The sequence below is a fragment of the Exiguobacterium sp. EF_C8 genome, from assembly GCF_054956715.1.
On sequence record NZ_CM143264.1, the window covers coordinates 238,606 to 256,104 of the forward strand.

Below are 17,499 nucleotides of genomic sequence, written 5' to 3' on the forward strand. Positions count from 1 at the left end.
TGACAAAAGCGTAGCAAACAAATTGACATTGTGTCAATATTATCGAATAGAGAAAACAAAAGGAGTGAAGGACATGTCATCTTCTCAACCAGAAAAAATCGATAAACGGCATCTGCGCACAGTGCGGACACGCGAAAAACTGTTGAGTGCGGCACGTGACGTCTTCTTAGAACAAGGGTTTCAAACGTCAACGATTTCACAAGTGATCAAACAAGCTGGCGTCGGCTACGGAACAGCCTACGTGCATTTTGAAGGGAAAGATGAGTTGCTCGTCGTCCTGATGGAAGATGTCATGAGTCGCTTCCATGCGATTGCGGAACGAACATTTGAACCGACGACGTCGCTAGAGGCAAAGGAACGTATCGTGACGCAAGCTACGGATTTCTTACGTCTCGCGGAAGAAGAACGAGCGATGCTACGGATCGTTGAGCAAGCAATCGGCGTCTCTTACATCGTCCGTGCGAAATGGAAAGCGATTCGAGAACGCTTCATTGATCGGATCAGTCAGGACATTCAATATGCTCAGGAGACAGGACTCGCGCGACAAGATGTCGATTCGAAGCTCGTCGCCCGTGGCTGGTTCTTCGCGAACGAGATGTATTTATTCGAAGTCGTCCGTGAAGAAGCAACAGCGACGATTGAAGAGATCGCACACGTCTTAGCGACGATTTATACGCAAGGACTCTACCGGATCGAGGATTGATGAACGGACAGGAAGGGAACGTTTCAAAGTAGAAGGGAGCGTGACCGGGATGGCGTTTGATTACGATCTCGATTTCAAGACGACGGATTTTCGTAAGGAGCCGGAAAAGTACCGGGTCGGACGCGGAGAGCAAGGCGTTTTGCTCGTCGAACCATATAAAAGTGAGATTTTGCCGCATTGGCGTTTTAAGACGCCGGACATCGCGAAGGAATCTTCCGAGAAAATTTATGAGATGTATTTAGCTTATAAAGAAGACGGAGACTTCGTCGGTATGGATATGGCGCGGAAGTTCATTCAGATGGGACATACGCGCGCACGACGTTACGCGAACTATAAGGGTGGGCGTAAATATAAAGATAAAGAGACCAAAGAATTGCACACGCGCGAGATCGACGAAGAAAAAGCAAAATCTGCGGCTATCTTCCAAGAAAAATGGGATTTGATCCGGGCAGATGAAGAATACCTTGAACTTAAACGTGCGCATCAAAAGCAGTACGGATAAGTCATTTCAAAATAAAGGGAATCCATTCAAACCATGCGATACTGAAAAGAAAACGGGAGGCCTCGGTATGAATCGTTGGTGGGTTCCGCTGTATCCGATTGGTCTGTTTTTACTGGTCGATCACTTTTTCTATGATATTTCATTGATATGGCTTATCATGCTTGGTATTGTGAGCATCCTTTTAAGTATCCGTCCGAAGCGACGATCCTTTTCGTCATATCGTCCGTTAATGATTGGGACACTTTTGATCGGCTGTGGTCTGATACCGTGGTTGACGCTGGATTTTACAGGAATCGTCTTCGTCTTCTTGTTAACAGAAATCGTTGCGAAACTGCTCGTGTCAGGAACAGAGGAACAATCCGTATGACGTGCGAATATCGTTAAACGAAATAGCCTCGACTGCTCTGTCCGATGGGATGGAGCAATCGAGGCTATTTTTAATGCGTTTAAGAACTCTGTTCGACTTTGGCAATCAGTCGTGATTGACGTTTTTGCCAGATGAACGATCCGATGAACGTCACGACGAGGAAGATCAGACCAAGTGCGAATGGATAGAGAATGTTGACGTCATACAGTACACCGGCAAGCGTTGGTCCGAGCACGTTCCCGATGCTCATATAGGCATTGTTCATTCCCATAGCAAAGCCTTGCTCATTACCAGCGAGCTTTGAAATCATCGTATTCAAGACGGGGCGTAAAATCGATGTCGCAAGGAAGATGACGAGGGTAATCGCAAAGAATCCACCGTAACTTGATGTCAATAATGACAACAGGAAGCCGAGTGCTGCGATGAACAGGAACAGGTTCAGGACCTTTCCTTCGCCTAAATTACGGGATAACTTATCGACGATGAAGATTTGAGCAATGACGCTGATGATTCCAGTTGACGTCACCATGATCGCGATGTCCTTCGGTGAAGCACCGAATTGATCATCAACGAACAGACCGAGTACCGATTCGTATGCCATGAGACCAAAGCTCATGACGAGTGTAATGACGAGCGGTACGAAGTACGGTTTTTTAAACGATGTCCCCAGTTTCTTAAGCATCGACCCTTCATCTGGTGCCATCGCTGTTGCATCGTGTTGTTCGCTTTCTTGAAGTAACAGGACGCTGAATAAGACAGCTGCACCCGAGACGATCGCTGAGATGAGCAACGGCAATTTTAAGTCATACTCGGCAAGGAATCCACCGATTCCTGGACCGATGACGATCCCGAGTGACATCGCAGCTGAGACATAGCTGTTTCCTTTTGCACGTTGATCCATCGTCGTGATGTCCGCAACGTAAGCAAAAATCGCTGGAATCAGGAGTGCGGCACCGGCACCACCGATTGCGCGCGAGATGTAGAGAACCGTGACAGAGTTTGAGAAATAGAAGACAAACATCGAGAGCGTCAAGCCGATCAATCCATAGATGATCATCTTACGACGACCATATTGATCTGCCCATTTACCAGCAATCGGTGACATGACGAGCTGTGCTCCGGCAAAGATGGCAATCATTAATCCAGCCGCCGTTCCACCTTGTCCAATCGACGCTAAGTAAGCGGGTAGAATCGGAATGATGATCCCGAAGCTCCCGACCGCAATAAACATATTGATCATGAGGACCGTTAATTTTTTTCGTTGATCCGCGTGCAAGGGGACCCCTTCTTTCGACCCGCTTTTTGTAAGCGGTTATTTGTTTCACCTTCATTATCTTAGATTCAAGCTAAAGCGTCTGTCAATCATGAAGAATTTCTCTAACAAAAAAACGTTCCGATTGCGTCTCCATTTGGGGAGAGAGACGTCATCGGAACGTTTTTATTTTGAATTGGGGCTTGATTGGCGCGAGCAGGGGTAGCTCGCAGAATGCGCACCTCTTAAAAGTGCGTCAACTTGTCCTTCAGGGACGTTCTCGGTTTGACAGGTGGAACGAGGGCTGGCCAGCCGATTTGAATGACGCCGAGAACCCGTTCATTTTCTGAAGCGTGAACGATTGAAGCATATTCTGGTGTAAACCAATGTTTTCCGCTCTTCCAGCAGCAACCAAGGCCGCGCTCTGTCGCCACCAACTGTAGATTTTGAATCATGGCAGCTGTTGCGAGTGTATCCTCTAGCTGTTGATCCGGTGTCCCTTGTACCTGACAAAGTACTGTTAAGTAAACCGGGACTTCCCGTAATTTTTGTTCAGCCTGTTGACGTTGTTCAGATGTTTTCGTCTCGAATTGACCACGCGCTGTCAGTAACTCCATCAAAGCATCGACGTACCGAGTTTGTCCCTCTTCGATTGCGAGAACAAAACGCCAAGGTTCTCGTAATTTATGATTCGGGGCATACATCGCCGTTTCGAGTAATGCCTCTACTAATTCGACCGGAACTGGTTGTTCCGTATAGGACCGGATGGACCGGCGTGTTTCAATCACTTGTTGGACATGCATCCGTTTCATCTCCTCACTGAGTACTTTTTCACTATAGATGATAACGATTATCATTGTCAATGTTATTTGTCAGAAAACAAAAAGACGATTCCTAAGAAGAAATCATCTTTCGTTGAATTTGTATTAAGAGGCTTTTCGTTCCTCTTCTTGAGCAACAGTCGTTAGTTTCTTTTTCATGAGACGAATCCGGTACAACGCAAATAAATAATGGGCGAAATAAATCGTGAATCCCAGAAAAAGCGTTAATGCTACATGAATCTGAACGCCAGGAACAGCATGAAGCTGAATGAAGAGCAAGACAGCCATTGCCATCGTATAGAGCACCATTTCCACCGATTGTGGCATGACGCGTTGACGTTTTAGGAAAAAGGAACGCATGAGTGGTAGGACGACGAGACTGACGAGACGATCGACAAGACCGATGACGAGCACACTGATCACCATCGCTAAACCATTTTCAAAAGTGATTAATCGTGGAAAAACAAGATATGTGACGAGTAATAGTGGTCCAACTAACAAAAAGATTGAAATCGAGGCACGTGCAAAGACGAAGAGCCCGTTGACACTTGTTAAAAAGGCGCGAAAAATCTTTTGCGACCAAGGCGATGGTCGACCGACTTGCCAAGCAAAACAACAAGCAAAGATAAACGCATAAAATTGCAGAAAGGCAACCATAAAGCATCTCCTTTAGATATGAAACTCATTGTCCCTAGTGTATCGATTTTAAGAGAGAAGTGCAAAGAAGAACTTTTCACGAAGTATAGCAAAAGACCAGCTGATATGACATCAACTGGTCCTTCATGAATCAATCCAGATTTGGTTCTTTTTTTCCGTGCAAGAAGAAGGACAGAATCAATGCGAGCGCAGATAAAACGGTCGCAATCCAGAACGCGTCAGTGATCCCTTGGATCGTTGCTTGTTTTGTCAGCATCGTAAACCAACTCGTTGAAGCAGCTTGTGAGCTACCCAGCTGTTGTCCAAGATCGTTTAAATGTTGCGAAAGCGTCGGGTCGAGCGTCGTGAACTGATTCGCATCGTCTGCCAAGTGAGCCGTCGTTTGACGGGTCATGACGGTGACGAGAATTGCCGTTCCGATGGAGCCGGCGACTTGACGAAGTGTGTTTTGGGTTGCGTTTCCGTGCGGGATCATCTTCATCGGTAAAGCGTTCATACCGGCAGTCATGATCGGCATCATGATGAATGCCATACCGAATGACCGAAGCATGTAGATGCCCATGATGGAATAATACGACGTATCCATGTTTAATTGCGTCAATTCCCATGTCCCGTACGTCATCAACGTCAAACCGAAGATAGCGAGCGGTCGAATACCGAAGCGGTCAAATAAACGACCGGCAATCGGTCCGGTGATTCCCATGATCAGTGATCCGGGCAAAAGGAGAAGACCTGAATCGACCGGTGAAAAACCGCGAATGCTTTGAAGGTAAATCGGTAAAAGCAACATCCCACCGAACAACGCCATCGTGACGATGACATTGATGAAGAGGGTGAACGAAAATTCCGGAACCTTTAACACACGAATATTCAACATCGGATCTTCCATCGACAGCTCACGCATTGCAAAAGCAGCGATTCCAATTAAGCCGATGACGATCGTGCTGATGACGATCGGGCTATCCCAGCCGTCATTCCCGGCTTCACTGAATCCATAAAGGAGACTCCCGAATCCGATCGTACTGAATAAGACGCCCAGTGCGTCGAAAGAAGGTTTCGAGAGTGGCTGCGTCAGGCGGAACCAGGCCGTACCGAGTAACAATGTCACTAATCCAAAGAACGACATCGCATAAAACATGACGTGCCAGTCATAGTTTTGGATGACATATCCTGTGATCGTAGGTCCGACAGCAGGAGCGAGAATCATAGCGATTCCGAGCATTCCCATGGCAGCACCGCGCTTATGCGGTGGGAATAATGTCATGAAGACGTTTGATCCGAGTGGCATCAAGATACCAGCACCTGCCGCCTGAACGACACGCCCGATCATCATGACCGGGAAGTTCATTGCCATCGAACAGATGACCGATCCGAAGAAAAAGAGTGTCATCGAAGCGAGGAACAACTGGCGGAACGTATAACTGCGCATTAAAAAAGCACTGATCGGAATCAAGATCCCGTTGACGAGCATGAAACCTGTCGTCAACCACTGGGCAGTGGACGTCGACACGTTGAAGTCATTGATTAGAACCGGTAACGCGACATTAATCAACGTTTGGTTCAAAATAGCAATGAACATACCAATCAGTAAGACCGTCAGTACTTTCGGAATACTGACGTTTTCAGTCGATACTTGTTTTGAAGGTGCTGCGACTGGTGGTGTCACGGTCATCGTCGGTTCCGTCTCGAGGGACTCCTCAAGTGTCGGTCCGTCAGTGGCCAGTGCGATGTCGGATTGACGATTCCGGCGGGCGATCCAGTTGACGCCGATGATGATCAGAATCGTGAACGCACTATATCCGAACAAGAAGGTAGTAGACATGAACGTCCCTCCTTAATCCTTATGAATGCGGACGGTCACATTCATACCAGGTCGAATGTCGAGTGATTTTTCTTGCGAGAGTGATACTTTAACTGGAATGACTTGTGCGACTTTCGTGTAGTTCGCATTTCCGTTTGAAGAAGGCATCATCGAGAACGTCGAAGCTGTCGTCATTCCGATCTGTTCCACTTCACCAGAAAGTGTCGTGTCAGGATAGCTGTCGACATATACGTCAACGGTTTGTCCGACTTTGATTTCATCGATTTCTGTTTCTTCGATGTTCGCTGTGACCCAAAGGTCGTTTAAGTCAAAACCATAGGCAAGTGGTGTACCTGCTGCGACGAAGCCATTCTTTGTCGCCATCGACTGAACGATCGTTGCCTTCGCAGGCATCGAAACAGAAAGATCTGTTGGTTTTTGTCCAGCTTGCGCAGTCATGATGTGACCAAGTGTTGCACCGCTGTCGAGCGATTCGCCTGTTTTAGCAGACCAGTCCGTTAATTTACCAGCGCTTGGGCTAGCAATCGTTATCATTTTGCCATCGATTTTCGCATTGTCTGTTTTGACATAGCTTGTTGCTTGATCGTAATAGTAGTATCCGACGACTCCACCACCGATCAAAACGATGAGTGTAACGATATTAATGATTAGTAATTTCTTCATACTCATGGGTGTGTTAGCATCCTTTCTTGTGTACAATCGATTCAAAAAAAGTACTCCTCTGGGGGGAGGAGTAATTAATATAGTTAATTATATGGATAGTTAGATAACAAACAACCAACAGTTTCCGACAAAATGTTGGAAAAATAAATGATAACGGATTCATTTTTAAAAAGAGGATGGAAAAGGAGTGAAATGCACATGAAAGAGAGCCGTGATCCACGACCAAAACGGTCACGTGACCGTATTACGATGGAATTGTTTCGTTTACTGAAGACAAATAGCTTTTCGAGCATCACCGTCAAGATGCTGACGGATGGGGCGGGTGTGAACCGCTCGACCTTTTATGCGCACTACACAGATAAATATGATTTGCTTGACCAAATCGTTGAGGAACAGATGATGGCACTCGAACAAGCGATTCGGATTACAGGTACAGGCACCGTATTTCCGACAGTCGAACAGGTCAGTCGTTATTTTGCTCGTTTGTTCATTCACATTGAAGAAAACGAATTGTTTTACCAAACGATGCTCGTTCAAGGTCCTATCAAAACGTTCATCTCACGTTTTCTTGATACGTTGAAAGAAAATTATCGCCTCGTCTTTCGATCCCAAGTCGCAGAGGATGCGACTTTCGTCGATCGGGATTTGTTACTGAACTATGTCATTGGTGGACAGTTAGGATTATTGATTTCCTGGTTACGAAACGGTCGGCCATATTCATCCGCATATATGGCGGAGCAATTGAGCCGGATGATCGTCTTTGGAACGGTTGAAAGCATCGGTTTTCCGAAAGAAACGGAATAAGGTCATAGAAAAAGACACTCCCGCTAGGAAGTGTCTCATATTCAAGCTTGTCGGAAGGCAAGTTCCTTCGTATAAATCGTACTTCGGTTTCGTCCGCTTTCTTTTGAGTAATACAACGCTTTATCTGCTTGTTGTAATGCTTCAAGAGACGTATGGGAACCACTAGAATGTGCAATCCCAAGCGAAATCGTGATTTGCAGATCAGGTACGTCTGCCGTCGGGAACAGGTTGCGTGCGACTGTCATCCGAGCCAACTCTGCGATTTTTTGAGCTTCTTTAGCTGTAGTGCTTGGTAAAATGATCAAAAACTCTTCACCACCGTACCGTCCGACGAGGTCATCCGGTCGTGTTAAGGAAGCGAGTGTCATGCCGAGTTGACGTAGGACATCATCCCCGGCGTCATGACCATATGTATCATTGACGTGCTTGAAGAAGTCGATATCAATCAAGACAAGTGAATACCCTTGATCCGTTGAACCGACAAGTGACAGTGAATCATCGAGACGGCGCCGATTGGCAAGTCCGGTCAAAGCATCCGTCATCGCTAGTTTTTGTTGATACTGAATGTTTTCGAAGTGACGGCGTAATTCCGTCAGCAGTCGAAAAGCAACAAAGCCAGCTAATAGATTAAAGAAGATATAAGCGATTGAGATTTTAAAGAATGTCGACCAGCTGTTTGTCAGGATATAGATGGCAGGTAACGAATAGAGAACACCAATTGACACCAATAATTGAAAATGGCGTGTCGAGACATGAACGAATCGACGTACGATTCCGATCGTCGTAATGATTAAGACGATAATCAGTGTGGACAGATAAAAACCTTCCATTTGATCGACGGGTGTCAAAAAGTAACGTGTCCCGATGATCATTATACCGGCGACGATGGCGCTCGGGAAACCACCGAATAGCATAGCGATCGCGACTGGGATGATTCGTAAATCCACACGGGCGACATCGATCTGAATGCCATTAAACATCAACAAAACTGCAATCAGACCACAGACAGTTCCCAATATGAGGCGTGTACTCCAGCTGGAATTCAGCGAAATACGTGGTCGATTCCGAAATGGTAAGAATAAGAGAGTAATCGTCGTGAACAGTAGACAAAAGTTAATGATGAATTGATTCATGATGGACAACAAATCCTCCCAACTCCCCCAGCTAACAGATTTCCATATATATACTCCAGTATACTCATCTAGGTAACGGTTAGACAGAGGTAAATGTTTAGATAAAACATAAAAAACGGTAGAAAATCTACCGTTTTTTATGAAGACGAAGTGAGCGTATCCTCATCCATCGTCAGTAAAATCTTATCGAAGACGCGAATCATCGTTTCCAGTTCTTCTGCTGTTAAAGTTCCGAAGCGATCTTGTAAATAGTTTCTTCGGACGACCTCGAGTTCCCGAAAAGCACGCTCTCCGTCATCCGTCAAAGCGAGGACAATCGAGCGACGATCTTCCGTCGAACGCGTCCGTGTGACATATCCTTGTTTATAGAGCTTATCCGTTAAAGCAGTGACTTGACTCGTCGCCAGCTCAAATTGTTCCGCAAGAAGTGTCGGACGCTGAGGACCGTTTTCTGAAAGACTCCGTAAGATGAAAAATTCGCTTCGGGTCGCTGTTCCTTCAAATAGTCGATTAAGTTCACGTCGCAGGGTACGAAGAATGACACGCATTTGTTCCTCGAGTCGGTAAGTCAGCAAATCACGTTCCTGTGGCATGCAAGCAGCATCCTTTCTCTCAGTGGACTTCTATCATTTAGTGTACTAAACATATCGGATTTTTACCATCTACTACCCCAGATTCAAAAAAGGCAATTGACAATTTCGTGGCGGTTTGTGTAATATGGCGTAGTAATAACTAATTTAATTCAGTTCTCACTCAACCAGTGGGATGGAGGTTGCAGTTCTTAAGAGTACGGTTACGGATGTCGTCAAGCGACAAATGAAGTGACCTGAAAGGAAGAATTGCCGAAATCAATCATCGCTTTGAAGATGATCGATTGGGATTAGATCGAATAGGTCTAATACTGTCACAAGTCGGGTATCACTTACTTGTGGAGAGCTATCTTTCACGACGGTAGAATGAGGCGCATTCATTTTATTATGTTGCGTTCTCATCTTCCATCTGGAAGATGAGGGCGCTTTTTGTTTTTTCATTCAAAAAGTGTCCTCTCAAAAAATCTAAACAGAGAGAAGCGAACGAAATGAACAAACTAGATGTGAAACAAACAACAGATTCGACAGCCGAAGGATTAAAACGTGGATTACAAGCCCGTCATATGTCGATGATCGCCATCGGTGGGGCAATCGGAACAGGACTTTTCATCGCGTCCGGTGCTTCCGTTGCAGCAGCAGGACCAGGTGGTGCACTCCTATCGTATGCAATCGTTGGTCTGATGGTCTACTTCCTAATGACGAGTCTTGGCGAAATGGCGGCGTATATGCCTGTCGCCGGATCCTTCTCGACATACGGGACAAAATTCGTCGATCCATCATTCGGCTTTGCACTCGGCTGGAACTACTGGTACAACTGGGCGGTCACGATCGCAGTTGAGCTCGTTGCAGCACAAATCGTTATGACGTATTGGTTCCCGGACGTTCCTGGATTTTACTTCAGTGCCTTATTCCTTTTACTCATGATCGGCTTGAACTACTTCTCCGTTAAAGGTTTTGGGGAAGCGGAATATTGGTTCGCCATGATTAAAGTCGTCACTGTCATCGTCTTCTTAGTCGTCGGTGTTGCGATGATTTTCGGTGTCTTTACATCGGAGCCACCAGTTGGCTTTAAAAACTTTGCTCTCGGGGATGCGCCGTTCGTCGGTGGTATTCCTGCCGTCATCGGGATCATCCTCGTTGCTGGATTCAGTTTCCAAGGAACGGAACTAGTCGGAATTGCCGCAGGTGAATCGGAAAATCCGAAAAAAAACGTTCCAAAAGCAGTCAAACAAGTCTTCTGGCGCATTTTACTCTTCTACATCCTTGCTATTTTCGTCATCGGTATGCTTATTCCGTATACGAGCCCGAACTTGGTTTCCAATGACATCACGGACGTTGCCGTTAGTCCGTTTACGCTCGTCTTTGAAAAAGCAGGTCTTGCGTTCTCGGCAGCACTCATGAACGCCGTCATCTTGACATCTGTTCTATCTGCCGGTAACTCAGGTATGTATGCTTCCACACGGATGCTGTATACACTTGCTCGTCAAGGAGATGCACCAAAGTTCTTTGCAAAAGTGTCGAAAAATGGGGTACCGCGTAACGCCTTGCTTGCAACAGGAGCAATCGGTGCGCTCTGTTTCTTAACATCGATGTTTGGTGGACAAGTCTACCTGTGGTTACTCAATGCTTCAGGTATGACAGGATTCATCGCATGGCTCGGAATTGCGATCAGTCACTATCGTTTCCGTAAAGGATTCCTTGCACAAGGTCATTCGTTGAAAGATTTACCTTACGTTGCACCAGCGTTCCCGTTCGGTCCGCTGTTTGCATTCGGTCTTTGTTTCCTTGTCATCGTTGGTCAAAACTATGCAGCATTCCTTGCTGATCAAATTGATTGGGTCGGGATTGCCGCGACATATGTCGGAATTCCGTTGTTCCTTGCCTTCTGGTTAGGACACAAATTCAAAAACCGGACGTCGATTGTTCGTTACGAAGAGATGGACTTCCCAGAACATCCACGTCAATCGTAATCAACTAGCCGCCTTCTATTTATAGAAGGTGGTTTTTTGTTCTTAAAAAAGAAAACGTTTTCTAAAATATAGTTTTGAAAAAGTATAAAAAAGGAATCAATGAATACATATTTGAGAATAGGAATTTTGAAAAAGAGAGGGAGGGAGATACATGACTACATCTGAATTATTTTTTACATTAGGTTCTGCAGCATTTTTCATGTTGCTCGTTGCCTACATATCGTACCGGTTGACGCGCGGGAAAACACAAGGTGTTGATGAGTACTTCTTAGCAGGTCGAGGGCTAAGTGGCGTGTTCATTGCCGGCTCGTTACTGCTGACCAATTTATCAGCAGAGCAGCTGATTGGGCTCAATGGGCAATCCTTTATGGGAAACATGTCAAGTATGGCATGGGAAGTCACAGCGGGCTTTGCTGCGATCATCATGGCCATCTATCTACTTCCGAAGTTTCTTGGACTTGGTATCTCGACGTTACCGGAATACTTAAGTCACCGTTATGATGAGACGGTTCGTCGGATGACAGTTTTACTCTTTTTACTCGGATATATGTGTGTCACGATCCCTTCAATGCTGTACTCAGGTGGGATTGCTGTCTTGCAGTTGTTCGATGTCCCTGAGTTGTTCGGCCTCAGCTATACGCAGTCCCTCTGGTTAGTCGTTTGGGTCGTCGGGATCATCGGAGCGATTTATGCGATTTTTGGAGGACTACGTGCGGTGGCTGTCTCCGATACGTTGAATGGGATCGGACTCGTCTTCGTTGGATTCTTAGTTCCAGTACTTGGCTTTATTGCGCTTGGTGACGGGAATCTCCTTCAAGGGATGAAGACGATTGCAACTGTGCAACCGGAGAAGCTGAACGCAATCGGAAGCTCAACCGATGCCGTTCCGTTCTTCTCGATATTTACGGGAATCTTATTCGCAAATTTATTCTATTGGTCACTAAATCAATATGTCATTCAGCGTGTGCTCGGCGCAAAGGATTTAAAAGAAGGTCAAAAAGGAGTCTTAATGACAGGATTTTTGAAGTTGTTAGTTCCAGTCTTCATGCTGATTCCTGGAATCATTGCTTATCACTTGTATGGAAATACACTGACGAGCGGTGATTTATCATATCCTCGACTGATTACAGAATTGCTGCCAGTCTCGATGATGGGATTTTTCTTAGCTGTCTTACTCGGAGCCGTCTTCAGTTCGTTTAACTCGCTTTTAAACAGTATTGCAACACTTTTCGTACTGGATGTCTATCAGCCAGTGTTTGCGAAAGAGGCAAGTGATGAACATCTGATTCGCGTTAGTAAATGGTTTGGAACGATCGTTGCCTTGATTTCTTTCATCATTGCGCCGTTCTTAATGTATGCACCGGACGGCTTATGGAGTTTAATCCGACAATTCACAGGATTTTTCAACATTCCGATTCTTGTTATCGTATTAATGGGGATTTTCATGAAACGAATCCCGGCGATTGCAGCGAAAATCGTCATCATCTTTCACGTGTTCGCATATTACTTATTCGTCTTCGGTTTCAAACAACTGTTCGGTTGGGATCATGGCATTAGCTATATTCATGGGTACGGTATTCTACTCGTGATTGAAGTATTGTTCATGGTATTCATGGGGTATCGTTACCCAGCAGTCCAGTCAAAAAAGGTCAATCGACTACACTCTGTCGAGCTCATTCCATGGAAATTCGCGATTCCAGTCTCAATCCTATTATGTACATCTATCGTTTGGACGTACGTTTTGTTCTCAAAGATCGGACTAGCTTCGACAGTAGGCATCGTATCAACTTGGTTTTGGCCGGTTACGTTGGGGCTTGCTATTGCAACGATCATATTATGGCGTGTGTCGCTAAATGCTTGGGAAGCGAAGTACCGGACCTATCTCGAAGAAGAGTACCGTCAAGCTGAATAATCCTCTCGCAGAAGGTATGACATATCGGGTAAGATGAAAGAAAAACAGGAGGCGATCTTCGTGAATTACTGGTACCACTTTAAGCGTGCCTTCTTACCGATCGCATTATTGCTTGTGACGCTTGCCTTGTACCAAATGATTTATCGTTTGAATAACATCTGGTACTCGCTTGGAGGACTTCTTCTTGTCTTCGCGGCAATTTACTTCGTCATGCGTCGCCTAAAAACGAATCCAGAGGATTGAATGAGCAGGAAAGTCGAGTCCATTCTCTGAACGCGGTAAAATAGAGACATACAGAGGAGGGGAAGATAGATGGCAAAAGCAATATTTGCAGGTGGTTGTTTCTGGTGCATGGTCAAGCCATTCCATAAATATGATGGGGTAGAGCAGGTCATTTCAGGATATACCGGTGGTCATACAGAGAACCCGACTTATAAAGAGGTCTGTTCGGAAACGACAGGTCACTTGGAGGCGGTTGAAGTCACGTACGATCCGTCCGTCATTACGTATGAAGAATTACTCGATATCTTCTGGCGTCAAATCGACCCGACAGATGGCGGTGGTCAATTCAATGACCGTGGTGAATCATATCAGCCGGCTATTTTTTATGTCGATGAAGCGCAGCGTGAAGCAGCTGAACGTTCGAAAGCAGAGCTTGACGCATCAGGACGTTTCTCGCGTCCGGTCGCAGTAGAGATTCGTCCGGAAAAGCCGTTTTGGCCAGCAGAAGAATATCACCAAGATTATTATAAAAAGAATCCGTTCCGTTATCAGATGTATAGCGTCGGCTCAGGTCGCGCGAAATTCGTTAAGGAAGCGTGGAAGGATCATGGTAAGGAAAAAGAACTAAAAGAGCGCCTGACACCGATTCAGTATAAAGTCACACAAGAGAACGGGACAGAACCCGCTTTTCGTAACGAGTACTGGGATGAAGAACGTCCAGGTCTTTATGTCGATATCGTCGATGGTACACCACTCTTCACATCAAAAGATAAATTCCAGTCAAACTGCGGTTGGCCGAGCTTCGCTAAACCGATCTCAGAAGACAAGATGGAAGTCGAACTCGACACGAGTCATGGGATGACGCGGACGGAAGTACGTTCTGCGAATGCAGATAGTCATCTTGGTCACATTTTCGATGATGGTCCGACAGAGCTTGGTGGTCTACGCTATTGTATCAACTCAGCAGCGTTACGATTTATTCCGGTAGAAGAGCTTGATTCGGCAGGATACGGGGAATATAAAAAACATTTCGAGTAACATGTAGGGAGCAGTCAAACGATTTCGTTTTGACTGCTCTTTTTTTCAAATGGAAAGGAGAGGATCAGATGTTTCAGCCCGTGTATGAAGAGATTCGACAGATGACGATTGCAAAGGTACTTGATTTCTATGATCATGAAATCCGTCAGCTCGATGAGAAAGCACGTCAGGAAAAGTACGACAAGATGAGTTTGAGTCCATTTCGTTTTTTTCGGGGGAGTTCGCATCTTTTTTATTACGATGTGACCCGGATTCCGCTTGGTTTTGACACACCTCGTGATAAGCCAACTTGGATCCAAGGTGATCTTCACTTTGAGAACTTCGGTGTCCATGGCAATGCAAAAGGAGAAATCATCTACGACGTCAACGACTTTGATGAAGGATACTTAGGATCGTATTTATACGATTTGATTCGCATGGCAGTCTCTGTGCGATTATTCGCTGAAGAGGCAGGATATGATTCAGTCCCTGCAATTCGTAATTATGTTCTTGAATACTTACATGATTTAAAAAAGTATGCACTTGGAAAAGATCCAAGTGATGTTTGTTTTACACGGGATAATACAAAAGGACCAATCAAGAAGTTAATCAAAAAAGCAGAAAAAAAACGTGAAGAATTAATGGGGGAGCGAACAGAACTGGTAGATGGCGTGAGACGATTTTGTACACTCCCAGATATGGAAGTAGTAGATGATGCGACACGAGCAGCAATTGAGTCTGCCTGGCCTTCCTACATCGAGACAATCGACACCGAGGATCGCCGTGAGGAATCGTTCTATACGATCAAGGATATCGTTCGTAAGCTAGACAGCGGAACAGCATCCATTGGTCTCGAGCGCTATTACATCTTGATTGAGGGCGAAGGGGGAGAAGAAGATTTGATTCTTGAGATGAAACAAGCGCAAACGTCTGTCCCTTCGTTATTCCTGCCCGTTTATCGTCCAGAAGCAGAAACCGTTCATCAAGGGAGACGGGTCATCACGTCGCAAAAGGCGATGCAGGCACATGAAGATCCATATCTTGGTTATCTGACGATTGAAAAAAAGGAATATTATGTACGCGAGCGCTCACCGTACAAGAAAAAACTAAAGGCGAAGCATATAAAAAGTCAGGAAGACCTTGAGAACGTGTTATGTATTCAAGGTCAAATTACCGCGAAAATCCATGCGCGGGCAGATCAAGATGCGGGAATTCAAGAAAAAATATTGACCCATCATGCGGATGTTGAAATCATTCGAGCTATCGGTGTTTCCGATACCGCTTTTTTGGAGCAGATCGAGCGTTGGTCAGAAGCTTATGTCATGCGAACAAAGCTGGATTACCAAGTGTTTTTAGAATGGACGAAGACGTGGAAAACGACTTAAAACCTGGACTGAAAAAGGAGAAAAATATCGGTATGTAACAGATGTTACATGCCGATATTTTTGAAGTGATTTTTATTCTTTAACAGATGAAAGCGTCACGCAAAAAACAAATAGGTATAATGACCTATATCAATTTATCTGAAAACTTCGTAAATTTTTGATTAAGTTCTTACGAACGACTCTCTTCGTAAGACAAATCACAACGGATATAGGGGGAAGTACATCATGAGTTTGACGCGGAAAAAAGATGTTTCCGCTATGATTGCTGCAAGTAAACGCAACAGTGGACTTGCTCGAAATCTTGGCGCGATGGATTTAACGTTTTTAGGAATTGGCGCCATCATCGGTACCGGAATCTTCGTTTTGACGGGAACAGGAGCGTTGACTGCAGGACCAGGACTTATCGTATCATTCATTCTATCTGCCATCGCCTGTGGTCTAGCTGCTCTTGCTTACGCTGAATTTGCATCAACGATTCCGGTCAGTGGATCCGTCTATACGTATACGTATGCAACGATGGGAGAGATCTTCGCTTGGATCATCGGTTGGAACTTGATTCTCGAATATGGACTCGCCTCCAGTGCCGTAGCAGCCGGTTGGTCAGGTTACTTCCAGTCTTTACTCGCAGGATTTAATATCCATTTGCCAACAGCTCTCTCAGCAGCTCCAGGAGCAGTAGAAGGAGCCAAGACATACTTCAACCTTCCAGCCTTCCTGATCCTCTTTGCCATTACGGCATTGTTGTCGATGGGAATCAAGGAAACGAAACGTGTCAACAACATCATGGTCGTCATCAAATTAGCAGTCGTCGTGTTGTTCATCGTCGTCGGTGTTGGCTACGTTGAACCATCAAACTGGACACCATTCACTCCATTTGGTTGGGGAGGCGTCTTCTCGGGTGCTGCGATCGTCTTCTTCGCGTACATCGGTTTTGATGCTGTTACATCAGCAGCGGAAGAAGTCCGTGATCCACAAAAGAACTTACCACGTGGTATCATCGGTTCACTTGCTGTCTGTACAATTCTTTACGTCATCGTCGCAGCCATCATGACAGGGATCGTCCCTTACAAACAATTCGCTGGTATCGATCACCCGGTCTCACTTGCGATTCAAATGGCAGGTCAAAACTGGGTCGCTGGTTTCATCGATCTCGGTGCGATTCTCGGGATCACAACGGTTATTCTCGTCATGACATACGGAATGGTGCGTCTCGCGTTTGCGATCTCGCGTGACGGGATGTTCCCTAAAGTATTCTCCGAAGTGCATCCGAAATACCAAACACCATTCAAGGCGACTTGGATGATCGGACTTGGTAGTTCACTCGTCGCTGGATTCGTTCCACTCGATGTCATCGCGAACCTCGTCAACATGGGTACACTCGCAGCATTCGTCTTAATCTCTGTCGCTGTCTTGATTCTTCGTAAAACACAGCCGGATCTCCCACGTGCATTCAAATGTCCGGGTATGCCATATGTGCCAATCGCAGCGATCGCTGCATGTCTCTTCTTGATGTTCAACTTGAAACTCGAGACATGGATTGCTTTCGGAATCTGGCTTGCAATCGGTTTAGTGCTTTACTTTACGTTTGCGCGTAAGCGTTCAAATCTACACCCAGGAAACATGCCGGCAGCGGAACTTGCTGCTTCAAAAGAAGAAGAGTAAACACATCAAAAGACCCA

17 protein-coding genes and 1 riboswitch are annotated in these 17,499 nt (G+C 45.6%); of the genes, 10 read left to right on the plus strand and 7 right to left on the minus strand.

Translation table 11 applies throughout. The features are described 5' to 3' along the window. The first annotated feature begins 73 nt into the window (after positions 1-73). From ACY2IG_RS01395 to ACY2IG_RS01405, 3 genes are all read left to right on the plus strand, one after another. On the plus strand, positions 74-703 hold the full coding sequence (locus ACY2IG_RS01395; RefSeq protein ID WP_290756060.1) for a TetR/AcrR family transcriptional regulator: 630 nt from the start codon (positions 74-76) through the stop codon (positions 701-703). A gap of 49 nt (positions 704-752) precedes the next feature. Beyond that, on the plus strand, positions 753-1,205 hold the full coding sequence (locus ACY2IG_RS01400) for a DUF4385 domain-containing protein (protein ID WP_056064504.1): 453 nt from the start codon (positions 753-755) through the stop codon (positions 1,203-1,205). A 67-nt stretch (positions 1,206-1,272) separates the two neighbouring features. Then, on the plus strand, positions 1,273-1,572 hold the full coding sequence (locus ACY2IG_RS01405; RefSeq protein ID WP_329469789.1) for a hypothetical protein: 300 nt from the start codon (positions 1,273-1,275) through the stop codon (positions 1,570-1,572). 79 nt (positions 1,573-1,651) lie between these two features. Here the strand turns inward: ACY2IG_RS01405 and ACY2IG_RS01410 are convergent, their stop codons facing one another. From ACY2IG_RS01410 to ACY2IG_RS01430, 5 genes are all read right to left on the minus strand, one after another. Continuing rightward, positions 1,652-2,848 carry an MFS transporter gene (locus ACY2IG_RS01410; RefSeq protein ID WP_056064497.1) on the minus strand — a complete coding sequence of 399 codons (1,197 nt, stop codon included), beginning with the start codon at positions 2,846-2,848 and terminating at the stop codon, positions 1,652-1,654. A gap of 221 nt (positions 2,849-3,069) precedes the next feature. Next, on the minus strand, positions 3,070-3,681 hold the full coding sequence (locus ACY2IG_RS01415; RefSeq protein WP_462618259.1) for a nitroreductase family protein: 612 nt from the start codon (positions 3,679-3,681) through the stop codon (positions 3,070-3,072). A gap of 69 nt (positions 3,682-3,750) precedes the next feature. Then, positions 3,751-4,302 (minus strand): hypothetical protein, encoded by a 552-nt coding sequence (locus ACY2IG_RS01420; RefSeq protein ID WP_035411503.1) that lies wholly within the window; start codon positions 4,300-4,302, stop codon positions 3,751-3,753. Positions 4,303-4,432: 130 nt separating this feature from the next. Then, positions 4,433-6,124, minus strand: a complete 1,692-nt coding sequence (locus ACY2IG_RS01425) for a DHA2 family efflux MFS transporter permease subunit (RefSeq protein WP_056064486.1) — start codon at positions 6,122-6,124, stop codon at positions 4,433-4,435. A 12-nt stretch (positions 6,125-6,136) separates the two neighbouring features. Beyond that, positions 6,137-6,793: an HlyD family secretion protein gene (locus ACY2IG_RS01430; protein ID WP_056064483.1), complete on the minus strand. Its 657-nt coding sequence runs from the start codon at positions 6,791-6,793 to the stop codon at positions 6,137-6,139. A 192-nt stretch (positions 6,794-6,985) separates the two neighbouring features. Here ACY2IG_RS01430 and ACY2IG_RS01435 point away from each other — a divergent pair, with 192 nt between their 5' ends. Further along, positions 6,986-7,591: a TetR/AcrR family transcriptional regulator gene (locus ACY2IG_RS01435; RefSeq protein ID WP_290748409.1), complete on the plus strand. Its 606-nt coding sequence runs from the start codon at positions 6,986-6,988 to the stop codon at positions 7,589-7,591. Between the two features lie 41 nt (positions 7,592-7,632). Here ACY2IG_RS01435 and ACY2IG_RS01440 read toward each other — a convergent pair whose 3' ends face one another. After that, on the minus strand, positions 7,633-8,724 hold the full coding sequence (locus ACY2IG_RS01440) for a diguanylate cyclase (protein ID WP_235514047.1): 1,092 nt from the start codon (positions 8,722-8,724) through the stop codon (positions 7,633-7,635). A gap of 137 nt (positions 8,725-8,861) precedes the next feature. Continuing rightward, positions 8,862-9,317, minus strand: a complete 456-nt coding sequence (locus ACY2IG_RS01445; RefSeq protein WP_056064474.1) for a MarR family winged helix-turn-helix transcriptional regulator — start codon at positions 9,315-9,317, stop codon at positions 8,862-8,864. Between the two features lie 165 nt (positions 9,318-9,482). Beyond that, positions 9,483-9,671, plus strand: a riboswitch (Lysine riboswitch). Between the two features lie 131 nt (positions 9,672-9,802). Here ACY2IG_RS01445 and ACY2IG_RS01450 point away from each other — a divergent pair. The 6 genes from ACY2IG_RS01450 to ACY2IG_RS01475 all read left to right on the plus strand — a co-directional run bounded on the left by ACY2IG_RS01450 (position 9,803) and on the right by ACY2IG_RS01475 (position 17,482). Continuing rightward, positions 9,803-11,284 (plus strand): amino acid permease, encoded by a 1,482-nt coding sequence (locus ACY2IG_RS01450; protein ID WP_313586646.1) that lies wholly within the window; start codon positions 9,803-9,805, stop codon positions 11,282-11,284. A 151-nt stretch (positions 11,285-11,435) separates the two neighbouring features. After that, positions 11,436-13,196, plus strand: a complete 1,761-nt coding sequence (locus ACY2IG_RS01455; RefSeq protein ID WP_308102241.1) for a solute:sodium symporter family transporter — start codon at positions 11,436-11,438, stop codon at positions 13,194-13,196. 60 nt (positions 13,197-13,256) lie between these two features. Continuing rightward, positions 13,257-13,439, plus strand: coding sequence for a hypothetical protein (locus tag ACY2IG_RS01460; protein WP_035411695.1), 183 nt, complete (start codon positions 13,257-13,259; stop codon positions 13,437-13,439). A 69-nt stretch (positions 13,440-13,508) separates the two neighbouring features. After that, positions 13,509-14,456, plus strand: coding sequence for a peptide-methionine (S)-S-oxide reductase MsrA (gene msrA, locus ACY2IG_RS01465; RefSeq protein WP_056064465.1), 948 nt, complete (start codon positions 13,509-13,511; stop codon positions 14,454-14,456). Positions 14,457-14,524: 68 nt separating this feature from the next. Continuing rightward, positions 14,525-15,820 carry a DUF2252 domain-containing protein gene (locus ACY2IG_RS01470; RefSeq protein WP_290785907.1) on the plus strand — a complete coding sequence of 432 codons (1,296 nt, stop codon included), beginning with the start codon at positions 14,525-14,527 and terminating at the stop codon, positions 15,818-15,820. 225 nt (positions 15,821-16,045) lie between these two features. After that, positions 16,046-17,482: an amino acid permease gene (locus tag ACY2IG_RS01475; protein ID WP_462618260.1), complete on the plus strand. Its 1,437-nt coding sequence runs from the start codon at positions 16,046-16,048 to the stop codon at positions 17,480-17,482. Positions 17,483-17,499: the final 17 nt, after the last annotated feature.

Coding starts and splice junctions, on each gene's coding strand:
- ACY2IG_RS01395 (WP_290756060.1), top strand. CDS start 74: ATGTCATCTTCTCAACCAGAAAAAATCGATAAACGGCATCTGCGCACA.
- ACY2IG_RS01400 (WP_056064504.1), top strand. CDS start 753: ATGGCGTTTGATTACGATCTCGATTTCAAGACGACGGATTTTCGTAAG.
- ACY2IG_RS01405 (WP_329469789.1), top strand. CDS start 1,273: ATGAATCGTTGGTGGGTTCCGCTGTATCCGATTGGTCTGTTTTTACTG.
- ACY2IG_RS01415 (WP_462618259.1), bottom strand. CDS start 3,681: ATGATAATCGTTATCATCTATAGTGAAAAAGTACTCAGTGAGGAGATG.
- ACY2IG_RS01420 (WP_035411503.1), bottom strand. CDS start 4,302: ATGGTTGCCTTTCTGCAATTTTATGCGTTTATCTTTGCTTGTTGTTTT.
- ACY2IG_RS01425 (WP_056064486.1), bottom strand. CDS start 6,124: ATGTCTACTACCTTCTTGTTCGGATATAGTGCGTTCACGATTCTGATC.
- ACY2IG_RS01430 (WP_056064483.1), bottom strand. CDS start 6,793: ATGAGTATGAAGAAATTACTAATCATTAATATCGTTACACTCATCGTT.
- ACY2IG_RS01435 (WP_290748409.1), top strand. CDS start 6,986: ATGAAAGAGAGCCGTGATCCACGACCAAAACGGTCACGTGACCGTATT.
- ACY2IG_RS01440 (WP_235514047.1), bottom strand. CDS start 8,724: ATGAATCAATTCATCATTAACTTTTGTCTACTGTTCACGACGATTACT.
- ACY2IG_RS01445 (WP_056064474.1), bottom strand. CDS start 9,317: ATGCCACAGGAACGTGATTTGCTGACTTACCGACTCGAGGAACAAATG.
- ACY2IG_RS01450 (WP_313586646.1), top strand. CDS start 9,803: ATGAACAAACTAGATGTGAAACAAACAACAGATTCGACAGCCGAAGGA.
- ACY2IG_RS01455 (WP_308102241.1), top strand. CDS start 11,436: ATGACTACATCTGAATTATTTTTTACATTAGGTTCTGCAGCATTTTTC.
- msrA (WP_056064465.1), top strand. CDS start 13,509: ATGGCAAAAGCAATATTTGCAGGTGGTTGTTTCTGGTGCATGGTCAAG.
- ACY2IG_RS01470 (WP_290785907.1), top strand. CDS start 14,525: ATGTTTCAGCCCGTGTATGAAGAGATTCGACAGATGACGATTGCAAAG.
- ACY2IG_RS01475 (WP_462618260.1), top strand. CDS start 16,046: ATGAGTTTGACGCGGAAAAAAGATGTTTCCGCTATGATTGCTGCAAGT.